The organism is Pseudomonas sp. MEJ086, assembly GCF_030209025.1.
In the GTDB taxonomy this organism is placed as follows: Bacteria; Pseudomonadota; Gammaproteobacteria; order Pseudomonadales; family Pseudomonadaceae; genus Aquipseudomonas; species Aquipseudomonas fulva_A.
The window spans coordinates 185,215-204,062 of the sequence record NZ_JARVSV010000035.1 but is presented as its reverse complement, the minus strand read 5'-3'; the positions used below and the strand labels follow the sequence as shown (position 1 = coordinate 204,062).

Below are 18,848 nucleotides of genomic sequence, written 5' to 3'. Positions count from 1 at the left end.
TCAGATCCAGGAGTGACGGGCGGGGTGACGCCCGTTGAGGTGGTAGGCACCAACGGCGTGGTACTTCCAGCGCACCGGGTCGTGCAGGGTATGGGTACGGGCGTTGCGCCAGTGCCGGTCGAGGCCGAACTCGGCCAGGGTGGCGCGGCTGCCGGCCAGCTCCAGCAGCTTTTCGCTGGCCAGCAGACTGATCTCGGTGGTCAGCACCTTGGCTTCGGCGACCGCAATCGACGCGCGCGCGGCCGCATCGGCATCGATGACGTCGGCACTGACATCGTCGAGCACCCCAGCCGCCTTGCGCAGCAGCGCCTCGGCAGCATGCAGATCCACATGCAAACGGCCGATGTCGGCGATCACGTAGGGGTCGTCACTGGCCCGCTCGACATTGGCATCGACCCAGGGCCGGGATTTCTCGCGGACGAAGGCAATCGCGTCGCGCAGCGCGCCAGCAGCGATACCGGCATCGATGGCGGCCTGGATGAGCTGGGAGGCGGCGCCCTGAATGCTGGGGCGTTCGCCGAACTGCCAAAGCGGGATCAGGTTCTCGGCATCCACCTCGACCCGGTCCAGCAGCACCGTGCCACTGGCCGTGGTGCGCTGACCGAAGCCGGACCAGTCATCGACGATGCGCAACCCCTGACGCCCACGCTGGATAAGCGCGAGCACCGGCTGCCCCTGCTCATCCAGTGCCTTTACGGCGACCCAGTGGGCGAAAATGGCGCCGGTGGAGTAGAACTTCTCGCCAGTGAGCAGGTAACGCTGACCGTCGTGTTCTACCCGGGCACGCAGATCCAGCGTGTGCTTGCTGCTGCGCTCCGGCCCGGCGTTGCCGATGCGCCAGCCCTGCAGCACGCTGCCGAACAGCCGCTGGCGCTGCGCCGGGGTGCCCAGCAACTGCAGCAGGGCGAGCATGCCGAACTGATTCTGGGGAATCTGCCCGAGGGCCGGGTCCACCGCGGAAATCACCCGAAAGACCTCGGCGATGGTGCGATAGGACACCTGCGGGCCGCCGAACTCCCGGGGCACGGCGATGCTGCCCAGGCCACTGGCGGTGAACTGCTCGATCAGGGTCCAGGGCAACTGACGCTCGCGGTCACGCTCGATGGCCTGATCGCGCGCCGCCTCGGCCAGTTCGTGCGCCGCCTGCAGCGCCTCTTCGTCGTTGCGCAGAATGCGCGCTGGGGCAAGGCGCGGCGCCAGGTCCAGGGCGTCGCCTGATGTATTCTGCAGCGCGGGCGAACCGCTTTCGGCAGCCGTCGGATGAACCATACACACCTCGATTTGCAAGACGTCGCGCCTTACCAAACGAGGGCCACGACGCGGAGTCGATATACCCTAATTGAATGGATGAAAAATAATTAAATAGCTTATTCGAATAAGCTTAGGCAGACGCGTCGTACTCCGCCCCTCCCGTGACCGGAGCATGCAGATTCGCCGCCGAGGCGATCTCGCCACCTGCGCGGGACTGCCTCGTGCACCAGCAGGTAGCTGTCAAATGAACTTTTCGCGACGAAACGCCAACTTTTACAAGATTTTGCCGACAGGGCGGTGATCCGGCACACTAGCGCCCCCGAGCACAGGCTCGTCGCCACAGCCAGATCTCGTATGACCCGCTCCCCGCTTCGCCGTCTCGCATTCGGTACCCTGCGCCGCCTCCTGTACCTGTGGGTGCGCTCGGAAACCATCAACCAGTCGGCGTTCACCCTCAAGCTCGACCGCAGCAAGCCGGTGTTCTACGTGCTGCAGCAGCCTTCGGTGAGCGATCTGGCGGTACTCGATCGAGAATGCACCAAGGCTGGTTTGCCGCGGCCGGTGCTGCCGGTGGCAGTCGGCGAGCTGATGGAACCGGCGGCGTTCTTCTACCTGACCCCGGAACCCGACTGGCTCGGCCGTCAGGACAAGCGCGGCATTTCGCCGACCTTGCAGCGAATGGTCACGGCCCTTGGCGAAAACAGCGCGGAAGAAGCGCAGATCATTCCGGTCAGCGTGTTCTGGGGCCAGTCGCCGGATCACGAAACCAGCGCCTGGAAGCTGCTGTTCGCCGACAGTTGGGCGGTCACCGGCCGCCTGCGCCGTCTGGTCAGCATTCTGATCCTCGGCCGCACCACCCGCGTGCAGTTTTCCACCCCCATCCAGTTGCGCGAGCTGATCGCGCAGAACAAGGGCCAGGAGCGCACCCTGCGCATGGTTCACCGCATCCTGCGGGTGCACTTTCGCAACCAGAAGGCCGCGGTCATCGGCCCGGACGTGTCGCACCGGCGCAATCTGGTCAAGGGCCTGGTACATGGCCCGCAAGTTCGCCAGGCGATCGCCGAAGAGGCCGAGCGCGAGAACATTCCGGTGCACAAGGCCGAGGCCCTCGCCCTGCGTTACGGCAACGAGATCGCGTCGGATTACACCTACACGGCGATCCGTTTTCTCGAGCTGATCCTGTCCTGGTTCTGGAACAAGATCTACGACGGCATCAAGGTCAACCATATCGAAGGCGTGCAGGACATCGCCCAGGGTCACGAGGTGATCTACGTGCCCTGCCACCGCAGCCATATCGACTACCTGCTGCTGTCCTACCTGCTGTTCCGCAACGGCCTGACGCCGCCGCACATCGCTGCCGGCATCAACCTCAACATGCCGGTCATCGGTGGCCTGCTGCGCCGCGGCGGTGCGTTCTTCATGCGCCGTACCTTCAAGGGCAACCCGCTCTATACGGCCGTGTTCAACGAGTACCTGCACACCCTGATCAGCAAGGGTTATCCGGTGGAGTACTTCGTCGAGGGTGGTCGTTCGCGCACCGGCCGCATGCTGCGGCCGAAAACCGGCATGCTCGCCATCACCCTGCGCAGTTATCTGCAGAGCCATCGCCTGCCGGTGGTGTTCGTGCCCGTGTACATCGGCTACGAGCGGGTGCTGGAAGGCCGCACCTATCTGGGCGAGCTGCGTGGTGCGAGCAAGAAGAAGGAATCGATCTTCGATATCTTCAAGGTCATCGGCGCGCTCAAGCAGCGCTTCGGCCATGTCTGGGTCAACTTCGGCGAGCCGATCAAGCTCGACAGCTTTCTCGACGGGCAACAGCCGGACTGGCGCGACCAGAACCTGGGGCCGGACTATCGCCCGGCCTGGCTCAACGAGACCACCAACCGCCTCGGCGAGCGGGTGGCTCAGCGCCTCAACGAAGCGGCAGCGATCAACCCCGTCAACCTGGTGGCCCTGGCGCTGCTCTCCACCAGCAAGCTGGCCCTCGATGAGCGCGCCCTGACCCGCATCCTCGACCTGTATCAGAGCCTGCTGCGCCGCGTGCCCTACTCGCCGCATACCACCGTGCCGGAAGGCGACGGCCTGGCCCTGATCGAATACGTGCGCGGCATGGAATTGCTTTCCGAGCAGAAGGATGCCCTGGGGCGCATTCTCTATCTGGATGAGCAGAACGCCATCCTGATGACCTACTACCGCAACAACGTGCTGCACATCTTCGCCCTGCCCGGCCTGTTGGCGAGCTTCTTCCAGAGCAGCGGGCGGATGAGCCGCGAACAGATCCTGCGCTTCGTTCACGCGCTGTATCCCTACCTGCAGGCCGAGCTGTACATCCGCTGGTCCGCGGATGAACTCGAAGGCGTGGTCGATCAGTGGCTGGAGGCCTTCGTCGAACAGGGTCTGCTCAAGGTCGAGAACGACCTGTACGTGCGCCCGGCGCCGAGCTCGCGGCACTTCGTGCTGCTGACCCTGCTGTCCCGCGCCATCGCCCAGACGCTGCAGCGCTTCTACATGGCCAGCGCCCTGCTGCTCAATGCCGGGCAGAACAGCATCAGCGCCGAGGAGCTGGAGGACCTGTGCACGGTCATGGCCCAGCGCCTGTCGATCCTGCACGGCTTGAACGCCCCGGAATTCTTCGACAAGAGCCTGTTCCGCCACTTCATCCAGACCCTGCTCGACCAGGGCGTGCTGCGCAAGGACGAAGCCGGCAAACTCAGCCACCACCCGGAGTTCGCCGAGTTGGCAGAAGGCGCCGCCAAGCGCGTGCTGCCCGCGGAAATTCGCCTGTCGATCCGTCAGGTAACCATGGATCGCAGCGAGGAGTTGCTCGACGGACTCTAGGGGCGGACCGTCATGTCGATCTGACACGACGATAGGCCTCGTCCGTTATTGAGCTTTACTGCAACAGTCCCTAAGATGCGTCGTTGGGGCCATTTAGGGCAGGGATTTTCGTGCGTTATTACACAATTCTGGGATCACTGGCGATCATGGTTTCGGGTTGCGCCATGCAGCCTTCGGCCACATCGACCAATAACGAAGAAAAGCCGGCACAACCGGCACCAGTCGCTCAGCAGGCCACTACCGCGCCCGCCGCAGCGCAGCCGGCAGCACAGGCTGCAACCGTCGCCGCACCAGGCAGCCAGCCCGTGCCGGCCAAACCGACGGCTGCCGCTGCGAGCGCCCAGGAGCCTCAGGAATACGAAATCCAGCCCGGTCAGTGCTGGGTTCATGCCCAGGTCAGACCGCGCCCGGTGCAGAGCACCCAGGAGATCGTGGTCAAGGACTCGGTCAACAAGATCACCGTCACCCCTGCCGAGCTCGACAAGGGCTTCAAGCAGGTGGTCACCCGTGAAGGCACCAAGACCTACCGCATCGAGCCGCCGACCTACCGCGTGGTATCCGAGCAGGTGAAGATCCGTCCTGAGGTCAAGCGCTACATCGTCGTCCCGGCGGTCTACGAAAATGCCCAGGAAACCATCACCCTCGAAGAAGCCAAGACCGTGCTCGACCAGTGTCGCGCAGCCGGCACTCGCTACTCGAGCGGCACCGGCGCCATGTCGTTCTGCGCACGCCAGGTACCGGCCAAGCAGGAAGTGGTCAAGGTCAAGAAACTGGTGTCCCCGGAAACCGTACGCGTCGAGACCGACCCGGCTCAATACAAGAGCGTGACCCGCTGGATCGTCGACAAGCCCGCCCAGGCCATCGAAGTGACGCTGGACCCGGAGTACACCAAGGTCGCCTCCACCGAAGTGGTGCGCCCGGTGGAAGCCAACCAGATCATCGTGCCGGAAGAGAAGCGCCAATTGCAGGTCACCCGCTTCGAAGGCAATGCCCGCATCGTGTCGCGCCAGACCGTCTGCGATGGCGATATCAATGAAAACCTGGTGACCCGCCTGCAGCAGAGCCTGGTCAAGCGCGGTTTCAACCCGGGCACCGTCGATGGCAAGCTCGGCAAGCGCACCCTCGATGCGCTGACCGAATACCAGACCGCCAATGGCCAGGCCGTCGGCGCGCTGACCCTGGAAAGCCTGACCGCCCTCGAAGTCCAGTAACGATGCACCCGGCACGCCCTCGGGGCGTGCCGCCTCCCCTTCGCGCCCTCCTCAACCTTCGCCGAGAACATCGACAGCCTGCTAAGCTCGCTGCATATCTCACCGCTCGAAGGTTACCGCCATGCTCCGCATCCCTGTTCTCGTCGCCGGCCTGCTGCTGTCCGCCAACGTGTTCGCCCTGTCGCTTTCCGACCTCAGCCAGCAGGACGCCAGCGGCGGCCTGAAAGATGCACTCACCCAAGGCGCCAAAGTGGCCGTGCAGCAACTCGGCAAGCCGGGTGGCTTCAGTGGCAACCCCGAGGTGCGTATCGAGTTGCCGGGCAAGCTCGGCAAGGCCGCCAAGACCATGAAGATGATGGGCATGGGCGCTCAGGTCGAGCAGCTTGAAACCAGCATGAACAAGGCCGCCGAAGCTGCCGTGCCACAAGCCCAGGCGCTGCTGGTCGACGCGGTCAAGAAGATGACCGTGCAGGACGCCAAGAGCATTCTCTCCGGCCCGCAGGACTCGGCGACTCAATACCTGAACAAGAGCAGCCGCGAGCAGATCCGCGCCAAGTTCCTGCCCATCGTCAAGCAGGCCACCGACCAGGTCGGCCTGGCCAAACAGTACAACAGCTTCGCCAGCCAGGCCGCTACCTTCGGCGTGCTCGACGCCAAGAGCGCGAATATCGAAAGCTACGTGACCGAACAGGCACTCGACGGCCTGTTCGACATGATCGCCAAGCAGGAAGCCGGTATCCGCGAGAACCCCGCAGCCGCCGCCACCAGCCTGGCGAAGAAGGTCTTCGGCGCGCTCTGAAACCTCGGTAACAGGCCTGACCGCGCACACGGCACAGTCAGGCACTTGCCGTCAGGTGTCGCTTGCGATTTGCAGCTTTTCACCGGGCTTGACCCTGAACCATCCGGCGTAGAGCGCAGGCAGGAACAACAGGGTCAGCGCCGTGGCCACGATCAAACCGCCCATGATCGCCACCGCCATCGGCCCGAAGAACACGCTGCGCGACAGGGGAATCATCGCCAGTACCGCCGCCAGGGCGGTCAGCACGATGGGCCGGAAGCGCCGTACCGTGGCTTCGACGATGGCATCCCAGGTATCCAGCCCCGCCGCTCTGTCCTGCTCGATCTGGTCGACCAGAATCACCGAGTTGCGCATGATCATGCCTGACAGCGCAATGGTGCCGAGCATGGCCACGAAGCCGAACGGTTGGCCGAACAGCAGCAGGAACAGGGTCACGCCGATCAGCCCGAGAGGCGCGGTGAGAAACACCATGATCGACCGCGAGAAACTCTTGAGCTGCAGCATCAACAGCGTCAGTACCACCACCACGAACAGCGGCACGCCGGCATTCACCGAAGCCTGGCCTCTGGAGGAGTCCTCCACCGTGCCTCCCACTTCCAGCAGGTAGCCATCCGGGAGGTGCGCACGCACGTCGTCCAGCGTCGGCAGAATCTGCTGGGTCAGCGTCGCGGGCTGCTGCGGACCGTAGATATCGGCACGCACGGTCACGGTCGGCAGGCGATTGCGGTGCCAGATCACCCCCTCCTCGAAGCCGTATTCGAGGGTGGCGATCTGCGACAGCGCCACACTCTTGCCACTCTCGGTCGGCACCGCCAGGCTCGGCAGTAACTCCAGCGCCTGACGCTCCACTGGCGTGCCGCGCAGAAGAATCTCGATCAGTTCGTTGTCCTCGCGGTAATCGCTGACCGATGAGCCATTCAACGCGCTGCGCAGGAACTTCGACACGTCGGCAGTGCTGACGCCCAGCGCCCGGGCGCGGTCCTGATCGATATTCAGGTACACCACCTTGCTCGGCTCTTCCCAGTCCAGATGCACGTTGACCACATAAGGGTTGTCACGCACCTTGTCGGCGACTTGCCGGGCCAGCCCGCGGACTTCGTCGATATGCTCGCCGGAAACCCGGAACTGCACGGGGTAGCCCACCGGCGGCCCGTTCTCCAGACGCGAGATGCGCGTGCGCAGGCTCGGGAACTCATCGTTCAACACGCCGATCAGCCAGCTGCGCACGGCCTCGCGATCCTCGATGGTTTTCGCCAGTACGACGATCTGCGCGAAGCTGGTCGCCGGCAGTTGCTGATCCAGCGGCAGGTAGAAACGCGGTGAGCCGGTCCCCACGTAAGCCACGTAGTTATCCACACCGGGATGCCCGGCCAGGCGCTCCTCGAGACGCCGCACCTCGGCCTCGGTGGCGATCAACGAAGCGCCTTCGGCCAGTTTGAAGTCGACCATCAGCTCCAGTCGCCCCGATGCCGGGAAGAACTGCTGCGGCACGAAGCGGAACAGCAGGATCGAGCCGACGAACAGCGCCAGGGTCAGCACGATCACCGTCTTGCGCCGTCGCACGCACCAGTCGACCACGCGCCGGACGCGCTTGTAGAACGCCGTGTCATAGGGATCGTGCCCTGCACCGCTGCCACCGTGTTTCTGAGCCGCCTGCTTGGCCAGATCCGGCAGGAAACGAGCGCCCAGATAAGGCACGAACATCACCGCAGCAACCCAGGACATCAACAATGCGATGGTCACCACCTGGAAGATCGAGCGGGTGTACTCGCCAGTGCCCGACTGCGCCGTGGCGATCGGCAGAAAGCCTGCGGCGGTGATCAGGGTGCCGGTGAGCATCGGAAACGCCGTACTCGTCCAGGCGAAGCTGGCCGCCTTGAGACGGTCGTAGCCCTGCTCCATCTTGATCGCCATGATTTCCACGGCAATGATCGCGTCGTCCACCAGCAGGCCCAGCGCCAGCACCAGTGCTCCCAGGGAAATCTTGTGCAGGCCGATGTTCAGGTAGTACATGGCGGCGAAGGTCATCGCCAGCACCAGGGGAATCGACAGCGCCACCACCAGCCCGGTACGCATGCCCAGGGAGAAGAAGCTAACCAGCAGCACGATGATCAGCGCCTCGGTGAGCACCTTGACGAACTCACCGACGCCGGTCTTCACCGCTGCCGGCTGGTCCGACACCTTGCGCAACTGCATGCCCGCCGGCAGGTTGTTCTGCAACCGCGTGAACTCACCCTCCAGCGCCTTGCCGAGGACCAGAATGTCGCCACCGGGCTTCATCGACACCGCCAGGCCGATGGCATCTTCACCCATGAAACGCATGCGTGGCGCGGGTGGATCGTTGAAGCCACGGTTGATCTCGGCGACGTCGCCAATGCGGAAGGTGCGATCGGCCACGCGAATGGGGAAATCGCGGATCTGCTCGACCGTCTCGAAACTGCCGCTGACCCGCAACTGCACGCGGTCGGAGCCGGTCTCGAAGAAGCCCGCCACGGCCATCGCGTTCTGCTGTTCGAGGGCCTGCTGCACGGCAGCGAGCGGCAGGCCAAGAGTGGCCAGCTTGGTGTTGGACAGTTCGATCCAGATCTTTTCGTCCTGCAGGCCGACCAGCTCGACCTTGCCGACGTCCTTGACCCGCTGCAGTTGCAGTTGCACGCGGTCGGCATAATCCTTGAGCACCGCGTAATCGAAACCGCTGCCGGTCAGCGCGTAGATGTTGCCGAAGGTGGTGCCGAACTCGTCGTTGAAGAACGGCCCCTGGATACCGCCTGGCAGGGTGTGGCGAATATCGGCGATCTTCTTGCGTAGCTGGTACCAGAGCTCGGGAATCTCGTTGGAATGCATGGAATCGCGAGCCAGGAAGGTGACCTGAGATTCGCCAGGCCGTGAGAAGGACACGATGCGATCGTACTCGCCGGTCTCCATCAGCTTCTTCTCGATGCGTTCGGTAACCTGCCGCGCCACCTGCTCGGCGGTGGCGCCGGGCCAGTTGGTTTTCACCACCATGGCCTTGAAGGTGAATGGCGGGTCCTCGCTCTGCCCGAGCTTGGAGTACGACAGGGCGCCAACGATGCCCAGCAGCAACATCAGGTACAGGACGATCTGCCGGTGATGCAGCGCCCAGGCGGAAAGGTTGAAGGACATCGACGCTTACTCCTTCGCTGCCAGGTCAACCGCTCGGTTGTCTCGGTCCACCGGACGTATCCGCTGCCCGTCCAGCAGCACCTGCACGCCGGCTACCACCACCCAGTCGCTGGCCTTCAGACCGTCCAGCACCGGCACCAGTTTTTCACCATAGGGGCCAACTCGCACCGCAGTACGCTTGAGCGTCGAGGTTTGCGGATCGACCACCCAGACGTAGGGCTGATCCTTCTCGGCGGTCAGTGCCGACAACGGCACCGCCAGCGGTACATCGCCGTTGCGGGCGATGAACACCCGGGCGCTCTGGCCAAGTTCAACCTGCGCGTCGCGCTGCTGCAGGGCGATGCGCGCGGCATAGGTACGCGAGCGCGGATCGGCCGCCGGCGAGAGTTCACGGATGCGCCCGGCCAGGCGTTCGCCAGGCTGCGACCAGAGTTCCACGGCGACCTCCTGACCGATGCTCAGGCTGCCGATCACCTGCTCGGGCAGATCGATCAGCACCTCGCGCTCACCATCGGCTGCCAGCACGAACACCGTCTGGCCGGCCGACACCACCTGACCGACCTCGGCGCTGCGTTGCAGGATCACGCCACTCTGCGGCGTCTTGAGCACTGCATAACCGGCCTGGTTATCGGCGACGTTGAGTTCGGCACGTACCTGGCGCAGGCGAGCCTCGGCGGCGCGGAAGGTGTTTTCGGCATTATCGGACTGCGACTTGCTGATCATCCCGCGCTGCTGGAGGGTGCGGTAGCGATCACGCTCGGCACGGGCCAGTTGCAGATTGGACTCCGCCGACTGCAGTTGGGCACGGGAGGCGTCCAGTTGCAGGCGCACGTCCTGGGGGTCGAGCTCGGCCAGCGCGGCATCCTTGTCGACCCGCTGCCCTACCTCGACCAGGCGCCTGGTCACCTTGCCGCCGATGCGGAACGCCAGTTCCGGCTCCAGCCGCGCTCTTATCTCGCCGGGATAGGAATCCACCAGCTCCGTCGCCAGTTGCGGCTGCGCCACCATGGCGGGACGAATGCCCGGCTGCGGAGCCTCCGCATTGCTGCAGGCGACCAGGGACAGAACAAGACAGATAGGCACAACGCGAGACAGAGCATGGCGGAACATGATGAGCGTCCTTCCGGGGAACTTTTTAATATTTGTACTGCCGAGTATATTAAAAATAGCGTACTCACCAGTCCAGAATTAAAATCGCCCTATGTCGAATACTTCGTTGCCTACCAGCGGCCCCGGCCGCCCCAAAGATCCCGCCAAGCGCGAAGCCATCCTCGAAGCCGCGAAATGCCTGTTCCTGCGTTACGGCTATGCCGGCAGCAGCATGGACGCCATTGCCGCCCACGCCGGTGTTTCCAAGCTCACCGTGTACAGCCACTTCACCGACAAGGAGACGCTGTTCTGCGCGGCGGTGAAGGCCAAGTGCGAGGAGCAGCTGCCCGAGCTGCTGTTCGAGCTGCCCGAACATGCCGATCTCGAGACGGTCCTGCTCAATATCGCCAGCGGCTTCAACCGCCTGATCAACAGTGCCGAGTCGGTCGAACTGCATCGCCTGATGACCAGCCTCGGCAGCAAGGACCCGCTGCTGGCGAAAGTCTTTTATGAGGCGGGCCCACAACCGCTGCTGGCGGAAATGGAGCGCTTGCTGAGCAAGGCGAACCAGAATGGCCAGCTATCCATCGAGTCGCCCAAGGTAGCCGCGGACCAGTTCTTTTCTCTGTTCAAGGGCTGCGCCAACTTTCGCCTGCTGATCGGTTGTGGTGCCCCTCCAAGCGCGGCCGAGCTGGAACAGCATGCTCAGGAAGCAGTACGGATGTTCCTGCGCGCGTACCGGGCCTGATCGCACCTCGATCTGCGCCTGGCTGCTACCGTCTAGATAACGTTGAGCGTTTGCGAGCGGCAGCCGGTGTTTATATCGAAGGAGGTGCGTATGGATCGATTCACCGGTGGCTGCCTGTGCGGCCAGGTACGCTTGGAGGCTCGTGGCCGTCCGTACCGGGTCGGCCTCTGCCATTGCCTCGACTGCCGCAAGCATCACGGCGCACTGTTCTACGCGGCCGCAATATTTCCTGAAGAGGCCGTGACCATCAGCGGCGAAACCGCGGATTATGCCGGGCGCTTCTTCTGCCCCCGCTGTGGCTCATCGGTATTCGCCCGGAGCGCCGACGAAATCGACGTGCACCTGGGCGCACTCGATGCCCCGGACCAATTGCTGCCGAGCTACGAAAGCTGGACGACCCGGCGCGAATCCTGGCTCCCTCCCTTCCCTTTCAAGAGCCACTACCAGCACGACCGCGAGGCCTCGGGCCGCATGGAGGACCAGCTGACTGGGGAAAACTAGCCGTTCAGCACATCGGAGCCTGGCCACTCAAGCGCCGAGGTACCTCTTCTCGGTCTCTTCGAGCAGGTAGGCGACCGCCTCGTCGGCGAACACGCTGACAGCGTGCGGGATTTGTCGCTTGCTGGGATAAACGATGAACATGTCGTTGCCCTGCTGCCTGCGGTCAGGCAGTACCTCGACGAGTTCTCCCAGCTTCAGGCTCGTGTAGAGGATGGGCCGAGGCAGGAAACATATGCCCAGCCCGGCAACGGCGGCCTTCAACTGAGCCTGTGCCGTGTTCGCGCAAAAGCGCCCGCTCACCTGGATCGGGATATCCCCCTGTGGCCCGGGAAAGTGCCATGCCGTTTGCCCCGAACGGTTGGATGGGTGGATGCAGGAATGTTGCGCCAACGCATGAATATCATCGGGTATGCCGTGTTTCTGCAGGTACCCGGGGCTGGCAGCAAGCATGCGGCTGTCCGTGAGGATTTTTCGTGCGACGAAACTGGAGTCCGGCAATGCGCCGGCCCTGAATGCCAGATCGATGCCCTCGGCGATCAGGTCGACCCGATTGTCGCTGAGCAGAAAATCCAGCTGGACCCGCGGGTATCGCTCGAGAAAACGGGCGATGAACGCCATCTGGAACAGGTCGAAAAAATCTGCAGTGACGGCAACCCGTATCTGCCCTGCCGGTTCCTGACTGCCATCGGTGAAGCGTCGACTGACCTCCAGCAAATCAGCAACCTGCGCGACGCTTTGCTCGAAGAGCGAACGACCTGCATCGGTGAGCGCCAGCTTGCGTGTGGAGCGGTGCAACAGACGCACTCCCAGGGTTTCTTCCAGCTGTTTGACACGCCGGCTCAGGGTGTTGGATGGAACCCCCATACGCCGCGCTGCCCCCGCGAAGCTTCCCGCCTCGACGACCTGAATGAATAGGGCGACATCGTTCAGATCGAACACGGGATTACTCCATAAATGGCTTGGTTAAAATCAATTGCAGGCTCTAATCATACCAATCAAGAACCCATATGATCCTTCCACGCCATCAGTCGTCGCCCCCCATACAGGCAGCGGGGCCATGCATTCAGAGGATCACCATGAACAGTTCAGCGCTTTCCCACAGCACAGCGACACGCCAGATAAGCCATCGCACTCGAGGCCATGGACATGGACCGATCGTGCGCCTGATGAGCCCCTCCGACCTTGGCCATGTCATCAAGCCCTTCGTTTTTCTCGACTTGTTCGAGGCGGACAGCTCGTTCGTCGGCCAGATGCCGATGCACCCCCACTCGGGAATCGCCACCGTCACCGTAATCACCGAAGGAAATCTGCACTTCGACGACCCTGATGCCGCCAAGGGTGAAATTGCCTACGGTGGCGTCGAATGGATGCGTGCGGGTGGCGGCGTCTGGCATGGCAAAGAAATGAGTGCCGGCACGTCCAAACGCGTTCAGGGCTTCCAGCTGTGGGTGGCACTGCCCCCTCACCTGGAAAACGCAGCCGTCGACAGCCAATATCTGGAAGCTGCCGCCATGCCCCAGGCAGGGCCGGCACGGGTAATTCTTGGCAGCTACGAAGGCGTGCGCAGCCCTGTTCGCGCACCTGAAAACATCACTTACCTGCTGGTGACCATCGCCAAGGGCGAAACCTGGGAATACAGGCCACAGGCGCAGCACGAGTCCCTGTGGCTGAGTGTCAGCCGTGGCAGGCTGACCTCGCCCGAGCGGGTCGACGCAGGCGAGATGGTGGTATTCGAGGCGGGTAACGAGGCCATACGGCTGACGGCCGGGGAGGAAGATGCCGTGTTCGTGATCGGCTCCGCCGCACCGCATCCCTACCCACTGCAACTCGGCCATTACTCGGTGCATACCAATGCAGAAGCGCTAGTTGCCGGAGAAACCAGGATCGCCGAACTTGGCCGCCAATTGCGTGAACAGAAAAAGGCTCAGGGGCCGTCAGGCCCGATGCCCATTTTCAGATAATGACAAGCTAACCGGGTGGTCGACCATCAGGTCAACCACCCGGTACCGCAGCATGATTGCCATGGCGACATCGGTCGCCAACCGGGCTCCGCAGCCGACGGTCATTTTTGCAGGAAAGCCGCCAGGCTGTTATGGCCGCCGATGATCAACTCGTTGATCACACCTTCGAAATGGGCGGTGGTACCCGCTTCGCGCACATCGAAGGTCGCCTTCCACTCGACCACGCATCGGGAACCGTCATCTGCGCCGAGCACCCTTACCTGTGCGCGATAATTATCGAGAGGCAGAGGCGACTCTTCGAACTGGTAGGAAAGACTCATGTCGGTTTCATCCATCGACAGCAGTCGCTCACGCAATACCGCCCCGTCCGTGAGAACGAGCCGGCGGATCGCACCGACGGCGCGCTCCGACCTGCCATCCTCCATTTCGCTTCGGGCTATCGCCGGATGCCAGGTGGCGATACCACCGAACTGCCTCAGCACCTGCCAGGTTTGCTGCGCACTGCCGTTCAGAACGGCGCTGTATTCAACGGATGCCATGCATCGCTCTCCCAAACCGCTTCGCGGTCCATGCCATCACGACGCCCGTACCGGAATTAGCTGACTGACAGCCACGGGGACGGCGGTGGGCCCCTGCGTGAGTTCGATGATCTGCCGCGTCAGCTCGGGCTTGTCGATCAGTGCGGCGAGAAACTCGGCCACATCGTCGCGCGCAATCTCGCCATAGGGGATGGCCAGACCGGCATGAACGTTACCGCTACCCGGCTCGTCGAGTAGCGTGCCCGGCCTGACGATGACCCAATCCAGTTCGGAAGACGCCAGGTGCACGTCGGCGCTTTTCTTTACCTTCATGTAGTTCTCGAAACCTTCGGAGGTTTCTTCGCCGCGCATCGCTTCCGGGAACGCAGACACCAACAGAAAGCGCCGCACGCCCGCCAACCGGGCTGCAGCCACGCTGGTTTCCAGCCCCTTGCCATCGATCGCGTTGGTTAACGCCATACCGGCGCCACCAGCGCCAGCGGTGAACACCACGACGTCGCTGCCCGTCATCATCGCGGCCAGAGACGAGGCTTGCAGTTCGGTGAGGTTTGCATGAACCGCCGTTGCGCCAAGCGCCTCGAGTTCCTGCGCCTGCTCGGCCTTGCGATGCAGCGCGACGACATCATGACCGACAGTACCGAGGATCTTTACCAGACGCTTGCCCACCTTACCGGCCGCACCGACGATAAATACTCTGGACATGGGATTCTCCTGAAATGAGAGGGAGCGCCGCTGCTTCAGCGGCGCGGATACCAGTAGCGGATCAACCTTCGAACTGGTGGTAGACCTTGGCGATGACCTTCCAGTTGCCGTCGACCTTGAGCAGCGTCAGGTAGTCGTTGTAGTCGGCACCGATAGCGTCCTTCTCCATGTCGACCCGCACGACAGCCGTCGTTGGAGTGATTGCCAGCACGTCCAGGCGGGTGGTGATGTCCGGTGCATCGCCATTGGTTTCGACGAACCGATACAGATTGCTGATCGGGCCGCCGAGCAGTTGACCGTTGGTGAAGCCGTACATCACCGCATCCGGGTGGAACGCCTGCTCGATGGTCGCCACGCTCCCGGCGCGCAGGCCTTCGACGTATTTGCTGGCCGTCTCGATGACGGCGTTGTAATCGCGAGTGGCGACTGCCTTGATGTTGTTGCTCATGAATGAGTGCTCCTGTGGTTGAGTTGCGCTGTTCGATGGGTGAATCGCGGGATTGCCGGGGCGATCACCAATCCTGGCGGGTTGGCGAGATGATCAAATCGTTCACGGTGACGTTGGCCGGCTGATCGAGTGCGTAAAGCACCGCACGGCTGATGTCTTCGGGCGCGATGGCGATTTCATTGAGCGCCCTGGCAGCCTTGCGGCCTTCAGGGTCGGTGACCTTGTCTGCCCAGCCGGTGTTGATAACGCCCGGGCTGATGGTGCTGGCACGGATGCCGTGGTGGACGCCCAGCTCCTTGCGCATCGATTCCGTCATGGCCTGCACGAAAAACTTCGTGGCGCTGTAAACACCGGCAGCGGCGCCCACCTGGTGCCCGGCAACCGAATCCATGTTGAGAATCTGGCCGGACTTGCGCTCGATCATCAGAGGCAGCACCGCGGCAATGGTGTTGAGATAGCCCTTGATGTTCACGTCGATCATGGCGTTCCAATCCTCGACAGCGACGTCGAGCCAATTGGAGAACAGCATCAAGCCGGCGTTGTTGACCAAGATATCCACCGAGCCGTAGGTCTCTACGGCAAATTGCGCGAGGCGCTTGGTGTCTTCGAGACTCGTCACATCGGTCACGCAACTCACCGCGGCATGGCCCGAGGCACGAAGCTCGCTGACCAGGGCTGTCAGCCCCTCGTCGTCCAAGGCAGCGGCGACGACATTGGCGCCCCGCGCCGCGAGTGCCCTGGCCGTCGCTGCGCCGATGCCGGATGAGGCGCCGGTGACGATCGCTGTTTTATTGCTGAGATGATTCATATCCACCTTTACCGTTCAACGGTGATGCTGGCTGAGAGAGAAAGCGGTGACGGGCCGAGCGAGGGCTCGGCTCAGTAGTTGCCGATGGGCCAATCGGTGTAGCCCTTGGCGCCACCGCCGTAATAGGACTCACGCGGCGCGATGGTCAGCTCGGCGCCGACGCGCAAGCGCTGCACCAGGTCGGGGTTCGAGATGAACAGACGACCAAAGGCCACTGCATCGATCTTCCCCTGGCCGCGGCGCTCGATGGCCATGTCCAGGTCGTAGTTGTTGTTGCCGATGAAAGGGCCATCGAACAGGCCGCTCAAGGCATCCATGTCCACGCCCGGCGGCACCTCGCGGGAGGTGGCCGTCGCGCCTTCGACGACGTGCAGATAGGCCAGACTCAGGTGATTGAGTTGCTCGATGAGATAGCCATGCAGCGCCATGACGTTGCTGTCGGGCGGCGTATTGCCGGCATCAGGAGTCACCGGCGACAAGCGGATGCCGACCCGATCACTGCCCCAGATCTCGATGACGGCACGAGTGACTTCCAGGGTGAGGCGCGCGCGGTTCTCGATCGAGCCACCGTATCGGTCGGTACGCTGGTTGGTGGAATCCCGCAGAAACTGGTCGAGCAGGTAGCTGTTGGCGGAGTGGACCTCGACGCCATCGAAGCCTGCCCGCTTGGCGTTTGCAGCGGCGAGCCTGTACTGATCGATGATTCCGGAAATTTCATCGGTCTCCAGCGCCCGCGGCATCGATACGGGGACAAAGCCTGCCGTCGTATAGGTGTTGCCTTCGGCCCCGATCGCCGACGGTGCTACCGGCGCCTGCCCACCGGGCTGCAGCTCGACACTGGAAAAGCGCCCGACGTGCCAGAGCTGGCTGACGATCTTGCCTCCTGCCGCATGCACCGCATCCGTGACCTTGCGCCAGCCCGCCACCTGCTCATCGCTCCAGATGCCGGGTGTGGCGGCATAACCTCGGCCCTGGGCAGAGATGTTGGTGGCCTCGGCCACGATCAATCCAGCGGTGGCACGCTGCGCGTAGTAGGTGGCATGCAGTTCGCCGGGTACACCGTCCTCGTCGTAGCGGCTGCGCGTTACCGGCGCCATGACGATACGGTTCGCCAGTTCGATGGAGCCCATTCGGGTGGGCGAGAAAAGATCGGTAAGTGCGCTGTTGTCAGTCATCTGAATCATCCAAAAGTAGACCGGTCGTCTAGTCACCGGGTAAAAAAAAGCGCATGCTAACGAAGCAGGCGCTTGGTCATGCTCATGGCGGTGTCGAAAGACTCGGTGGACTTGTTCACCTTCACCAGGAGACTGGCCCCCAGCCAGAGTTGATAGAGCGATTCAGCGAAGTCTCTGCTATTTCCATCCGCATCGACGCTGCCATCGGCGACGCCCATGTCGACACAGGCGGTGATGCGCTGAATGATCTTCGCCGTCCCTCTTTCGAGAACGCCACGCATGTCTTCGGACAGATCGCAGACCTCTGCGCCCAGCTTCACGACCAGGCACTTGCCCTCGGGAAGCTCGGTGCCCTGAGTCTCCGTCCAGTAGTTGAAGTAGGCCAGTAGACGCTCGGCGCCGCTACCCGGCCGCGCCATGAGCGTATCGACACGCCCCAGGTATTCGGAGAAGTACTCTTCCAGCAACGCCTGGCCGAACTCTTCCTTCGACTTGAAGTAGTAGTAGAACGACCCCTTGGGCACGCCAGCGGTACTCAATACCTCTGCCAGGCCCACGGCGGTGTAGCCTTTATTGGTCATCAGCGACTTGGCCACATCGATGATGTGCTGTCGCATGTCTTGAGCTGGTTTTTTCATATGCCGCGCATGATAGACAAAAATAGACCGGTCGTCTACAAGTCGCTACACGCGAAACCCTGGGTGAAGGCATTCGCTGCAGGCACCCTGCTCACAGCCGGAAATGCTGATGAATGGCCTGGGCAAGCAGCTCGATCGCCTCGTTGTCGCGCGCCGTGGATGAGCGCAGGAACACCACTTGGTGCTCAGCGGCCTGGGGCAGTTCCTCGACGATGCGCATGGCGCTGCTCATTTTCGCGCGATCCATCAGGGTAATTGCCAGCCCCGACTCGACGCAGGCCCTGATGGCCTGGCTGGACGGGCTTTCCAGCACCACCCGCCAGGTGTGACCGGCCACTTTCAGCGACTCCAGCATCAGGCTGCGGTACGGGCAGTCGGCGGCGTGAATGGCCAGTGGGATGATGCCTTTTCCGGGCTGCGGATGGGACGCCGCCGCGACCCATACCGGCGTGGTGGCGACCAGCGCCTGGGCTCTGGGCTCGCGCTGCTGCAGCGGCAGGTTGAGCACCGCAGCATGCAGCTTGCCGGCCTGCACCTGGTCACGCAGCGTGTAGCTGGAGGCGGTCTTCACCTCCAGCACCACGTTGGGCCAGGCCGCCGCGAAGACCGGCAGGATGTCGCGGATCACATGGGCGGCGTACTCGTCGGGTATTCCCAGTCGAATGCGCCCGACCAGCCGCGGGCCGTGCAGCTCGGCGAGCACCCGGTCGTGGGTGCTGAGCAGTTCTCTGGTCGAGCGCAACAGCCGTTTGCCCAGCACGGTCAACGCCACCGACTGATTGTCGCGGTCGAACAACCGGCCCCCGGCGACCGCTTCCAGGCGCTGGATATGCACGCTGATCGCCGCCGGACTCTTGTGCAGTTGCTCGGCGGCGGCCTTGAAGCGGCCGCTGCGCGCCACCGTGTGGAAGGTGCGGATCAGTTCGATGTCGAGTATGGCGCTCATAATTCAAAAAATCCGAACGATTGATTCAATACATTTTGATTTATTAGATT

Annotated in this window: 17 protein-coding genes; 6 read left to right on the top strand and 11 right to left on the bottom strand. The window is 62.9% G+C overall.

The genetic code is table 11. The features are described from left to right. A complete protein-coding gene (locus QRN22_RS22180) occupies positions 1–1,269 on the bottom strand; it encodes an SfnB family sulfur acquisition oxidoreductase (RefSeq protein WP_285404034.1) in 1,269 nt (422 codons plus the stop codon). Between the two features lie 336 nt (positions 1,270–1,605). On the opposite strand from QRN22_RS22180, the gene plsB reads away from it, so the two are divergent. The 3 genes from plsB to QRN22_RS22165 all read left to right on the top strand — a co-directional run bounded on the left by plsB (position 1,606) and on the right by QRN22_RS22165 (position 6,099). Further along, entirely contained in the window at positions 1,606–4,089 is a 2,484-nt protein-coding gene (gene plsB / locus QRN22_RS22175) for a glycerol-3-phosphate 1-O-acyltransferase PlsB (protein WP_042554970.1), read from the top strand. Positions 4,090–4,199: 110 nt separating this feature from the next. Then, entirely contained in the window at positions 4,200–5,300 is a 1,101-nt protein-coding gene (locus QRN22_RS22170) for a peptidoglycan-binding domain-containing protein (protein ID WP_156152741.1), read from the top strand. Positions 5,301–5,421: 121 nt separating this feature from the next. Beyond that, positions 5,422–6,099 (top strand): DUF4197 domain-containing protein, encoded by a 678-nt coding sequence (locus QRN22_RS22165; RefSeq protein WP_042554968.1) that lies wholly within the window; start codon positions 5,422–5,424, stop codon positions 6,097–6,099. Positions 6,100–6,150: 51 nt separating this feature from the next. Here the strand turns inward: QRN22_RS22165 and QRN22_RS22160 are convergent, their stop codons facing one another. Both QRN22_RS22160 and QRN22_RS22155 read right to left on the bottom strand, forming a co-directional pair. Next, positions 6,151–9,243, bottom strand: coding sequence for an efflux RND transporter permease subunit (locus QRN22_RS22160; RefSeq protein WP_042554967.1), 3,093 nt, complete (start codon positions 9,241–9,243; stop codon positions 6,151–6,153). A gap of 6 nt (positions 9,244–9,249) precedes the next feature. Next, a complete protein-coding gene (locus QRN22_RS22155; protein ID WP_042554966.1) occupies positions 9,250–10,353 on the bottom strand; it encodes an efflux RND transporter periplasmic adaptor subunit in 1,104 nt (367 codons plus the stop codon). 91 nt (positions 10,354–10,444) lie between these two features. Between QRN22_RS22155 and QRN22_RS22150 the strand changes: the two genes are divergently transcribed. Next, on the top strand, positions 10,445–11,080 hold the full coding sequence (locus QRN22_RS22150) for a TetR/AcrR family transcriptional regulator (RefSeq protein WP_042554965.1): 636 nt from the start codon (positions 10,445–10,447) through the stop codon (positions 11,078–11,080). Between the two features lie 90 nt (positions 11,081–11,170). After that, complete coding sequence (locus tag QRN22_RS22145; protein WP_042554964.1) at positions 11,171–11,581, top strand: GFA family protein; 411 nt, start codon at positions 11,171–11,173, stop codon at positions 11,579–11,581. 27 nt (positions 11,582–11,608) lie between these two features. Here QRN22_RS22145 and QRN22_RS22140 read toward each other — a convergent pair whose 3' ends face one another. Further along, positions 11,609–12,520 (bottom strand): LysR family transcriptional regulator, encoded by a 912-nt coding sequence (locus tag QRN22_RS22140; RefSeq protein WP_042554963.1) that lies wholly within the window; start codon positions 12,518–12,520, stop codon positions 11,609–11,611. A gap of 227 nt (positions 12,521–12,747) precedes the next feature. Between QRN22_RS22140 and QRN22_RS22135 the strand changes: the two genes are divergently transcribed. Next, the gene (locus tag QRN22_RS22135) at positions 12,748–13,542 is read left to right on the top strand and encodes a pirin family protein (protein WP_156152740.1); all 795 of its coding nucleotides are present in this window, start codon (positions 12,748–12,750) and stop codon (positions 13,540–13,542) included. Positions 13,543–13,643: 101 nt separating this feature from the next. On the opposite strand, the gene QRN22_RS22130 is transcribed toward QRN22_RS22135, so the two are convergent. The 7 genes from QRN22_RS22130 to QRN22_RS22100 all read right to left on the bottom strand — a co-directional run bounded on the left by QRN22_RS22130 (position 13,644) and on the right by QRN22_RS22100 (position 18,798). Further along, on the bottom strand, positions 13,644–14,081 hold the full coding sequence (locus QRN22_RS22130) for an SRPBCC family protein (RefSeq protein ID WP_042554961.1): 438 nt from the start codon (positions 14,079–14,081) through the stop codon (positions 13,644–13,646). 36 nt (positions 14,082–14,117) lie between these two features. Continuing rightward, entirely contained in the window at positions 14,118–14,783 is a 666-nt protein-coding gene (locus QRN22_RS22125; RefSeq protein ID WP_042554960.1) for an SDR family oxidoreductase, read from the bottom strand. A 61-nt stretch (positions 14,784–14,844) separates the two neighbouring features. Further along, positions 14,845–15,231: a nuclear transport factor 2 family protein gene (locus QRN22_RS22120; RefSeq protein WP_042554959.1), complete on the bottom strand. Its 387-nt coding sequence runs from the start codon at positions 15,229–15,231 to the stop codon at positions 14,845–14,847. A 64-nt stretch (positions 15,232–15,295) separates the two neighbouring features. Continuing rightward, positions 15,296–16,039, bottom strand: coding sequence for an SDR family oxidoreductase (locus tag QRN22_RS22115; protein ID WP_042554958.1), 744 nt, complete (start codon positions 16,037–16,039; stop codon positions 15,296–15,298). A 71-nt stretch (positions 16,040–16,110) separates the two neighbouring features. After that, the gene (locus tag QRN22_RS22110) at positions 16,111–17,214 is read right to left on the bottom strand and encodes an alkene reductase (protein WP_042554957.1); all 1,104 of its coding nucleotides are present in this window, start codon (positions 17,212–17,214) and stop codon (positions 16,111–16,113) included. 56 nt (positions 17,215–17,270) lie between these two features. Continuing rightward, positions 17,271–17,852, bottom strand: coding sequence for a TetR/AcrR family transcriptional regulator (locus QRN22_RS22105; RefSeq protein WP_042554956.1), 582 nt, complete (start codon positions 17,850–17,852; stop codon positions 17,271–17,273). Positions 17,853–17,943: 91 nt separating this feature from the next. After that, on the bottom strand, positions 17,944–18,798 hold the full coding sequence (locus QRN22_RS22100; protein ID WP_042554955.1) for a LysR family transcriptional regulator: 855 nt from the start codon (positions 18,796–18,798) through the stop codon (positions 17,944–17,946). Positions 18,799–18,848 lie beyond the last annotated feature (50 nt).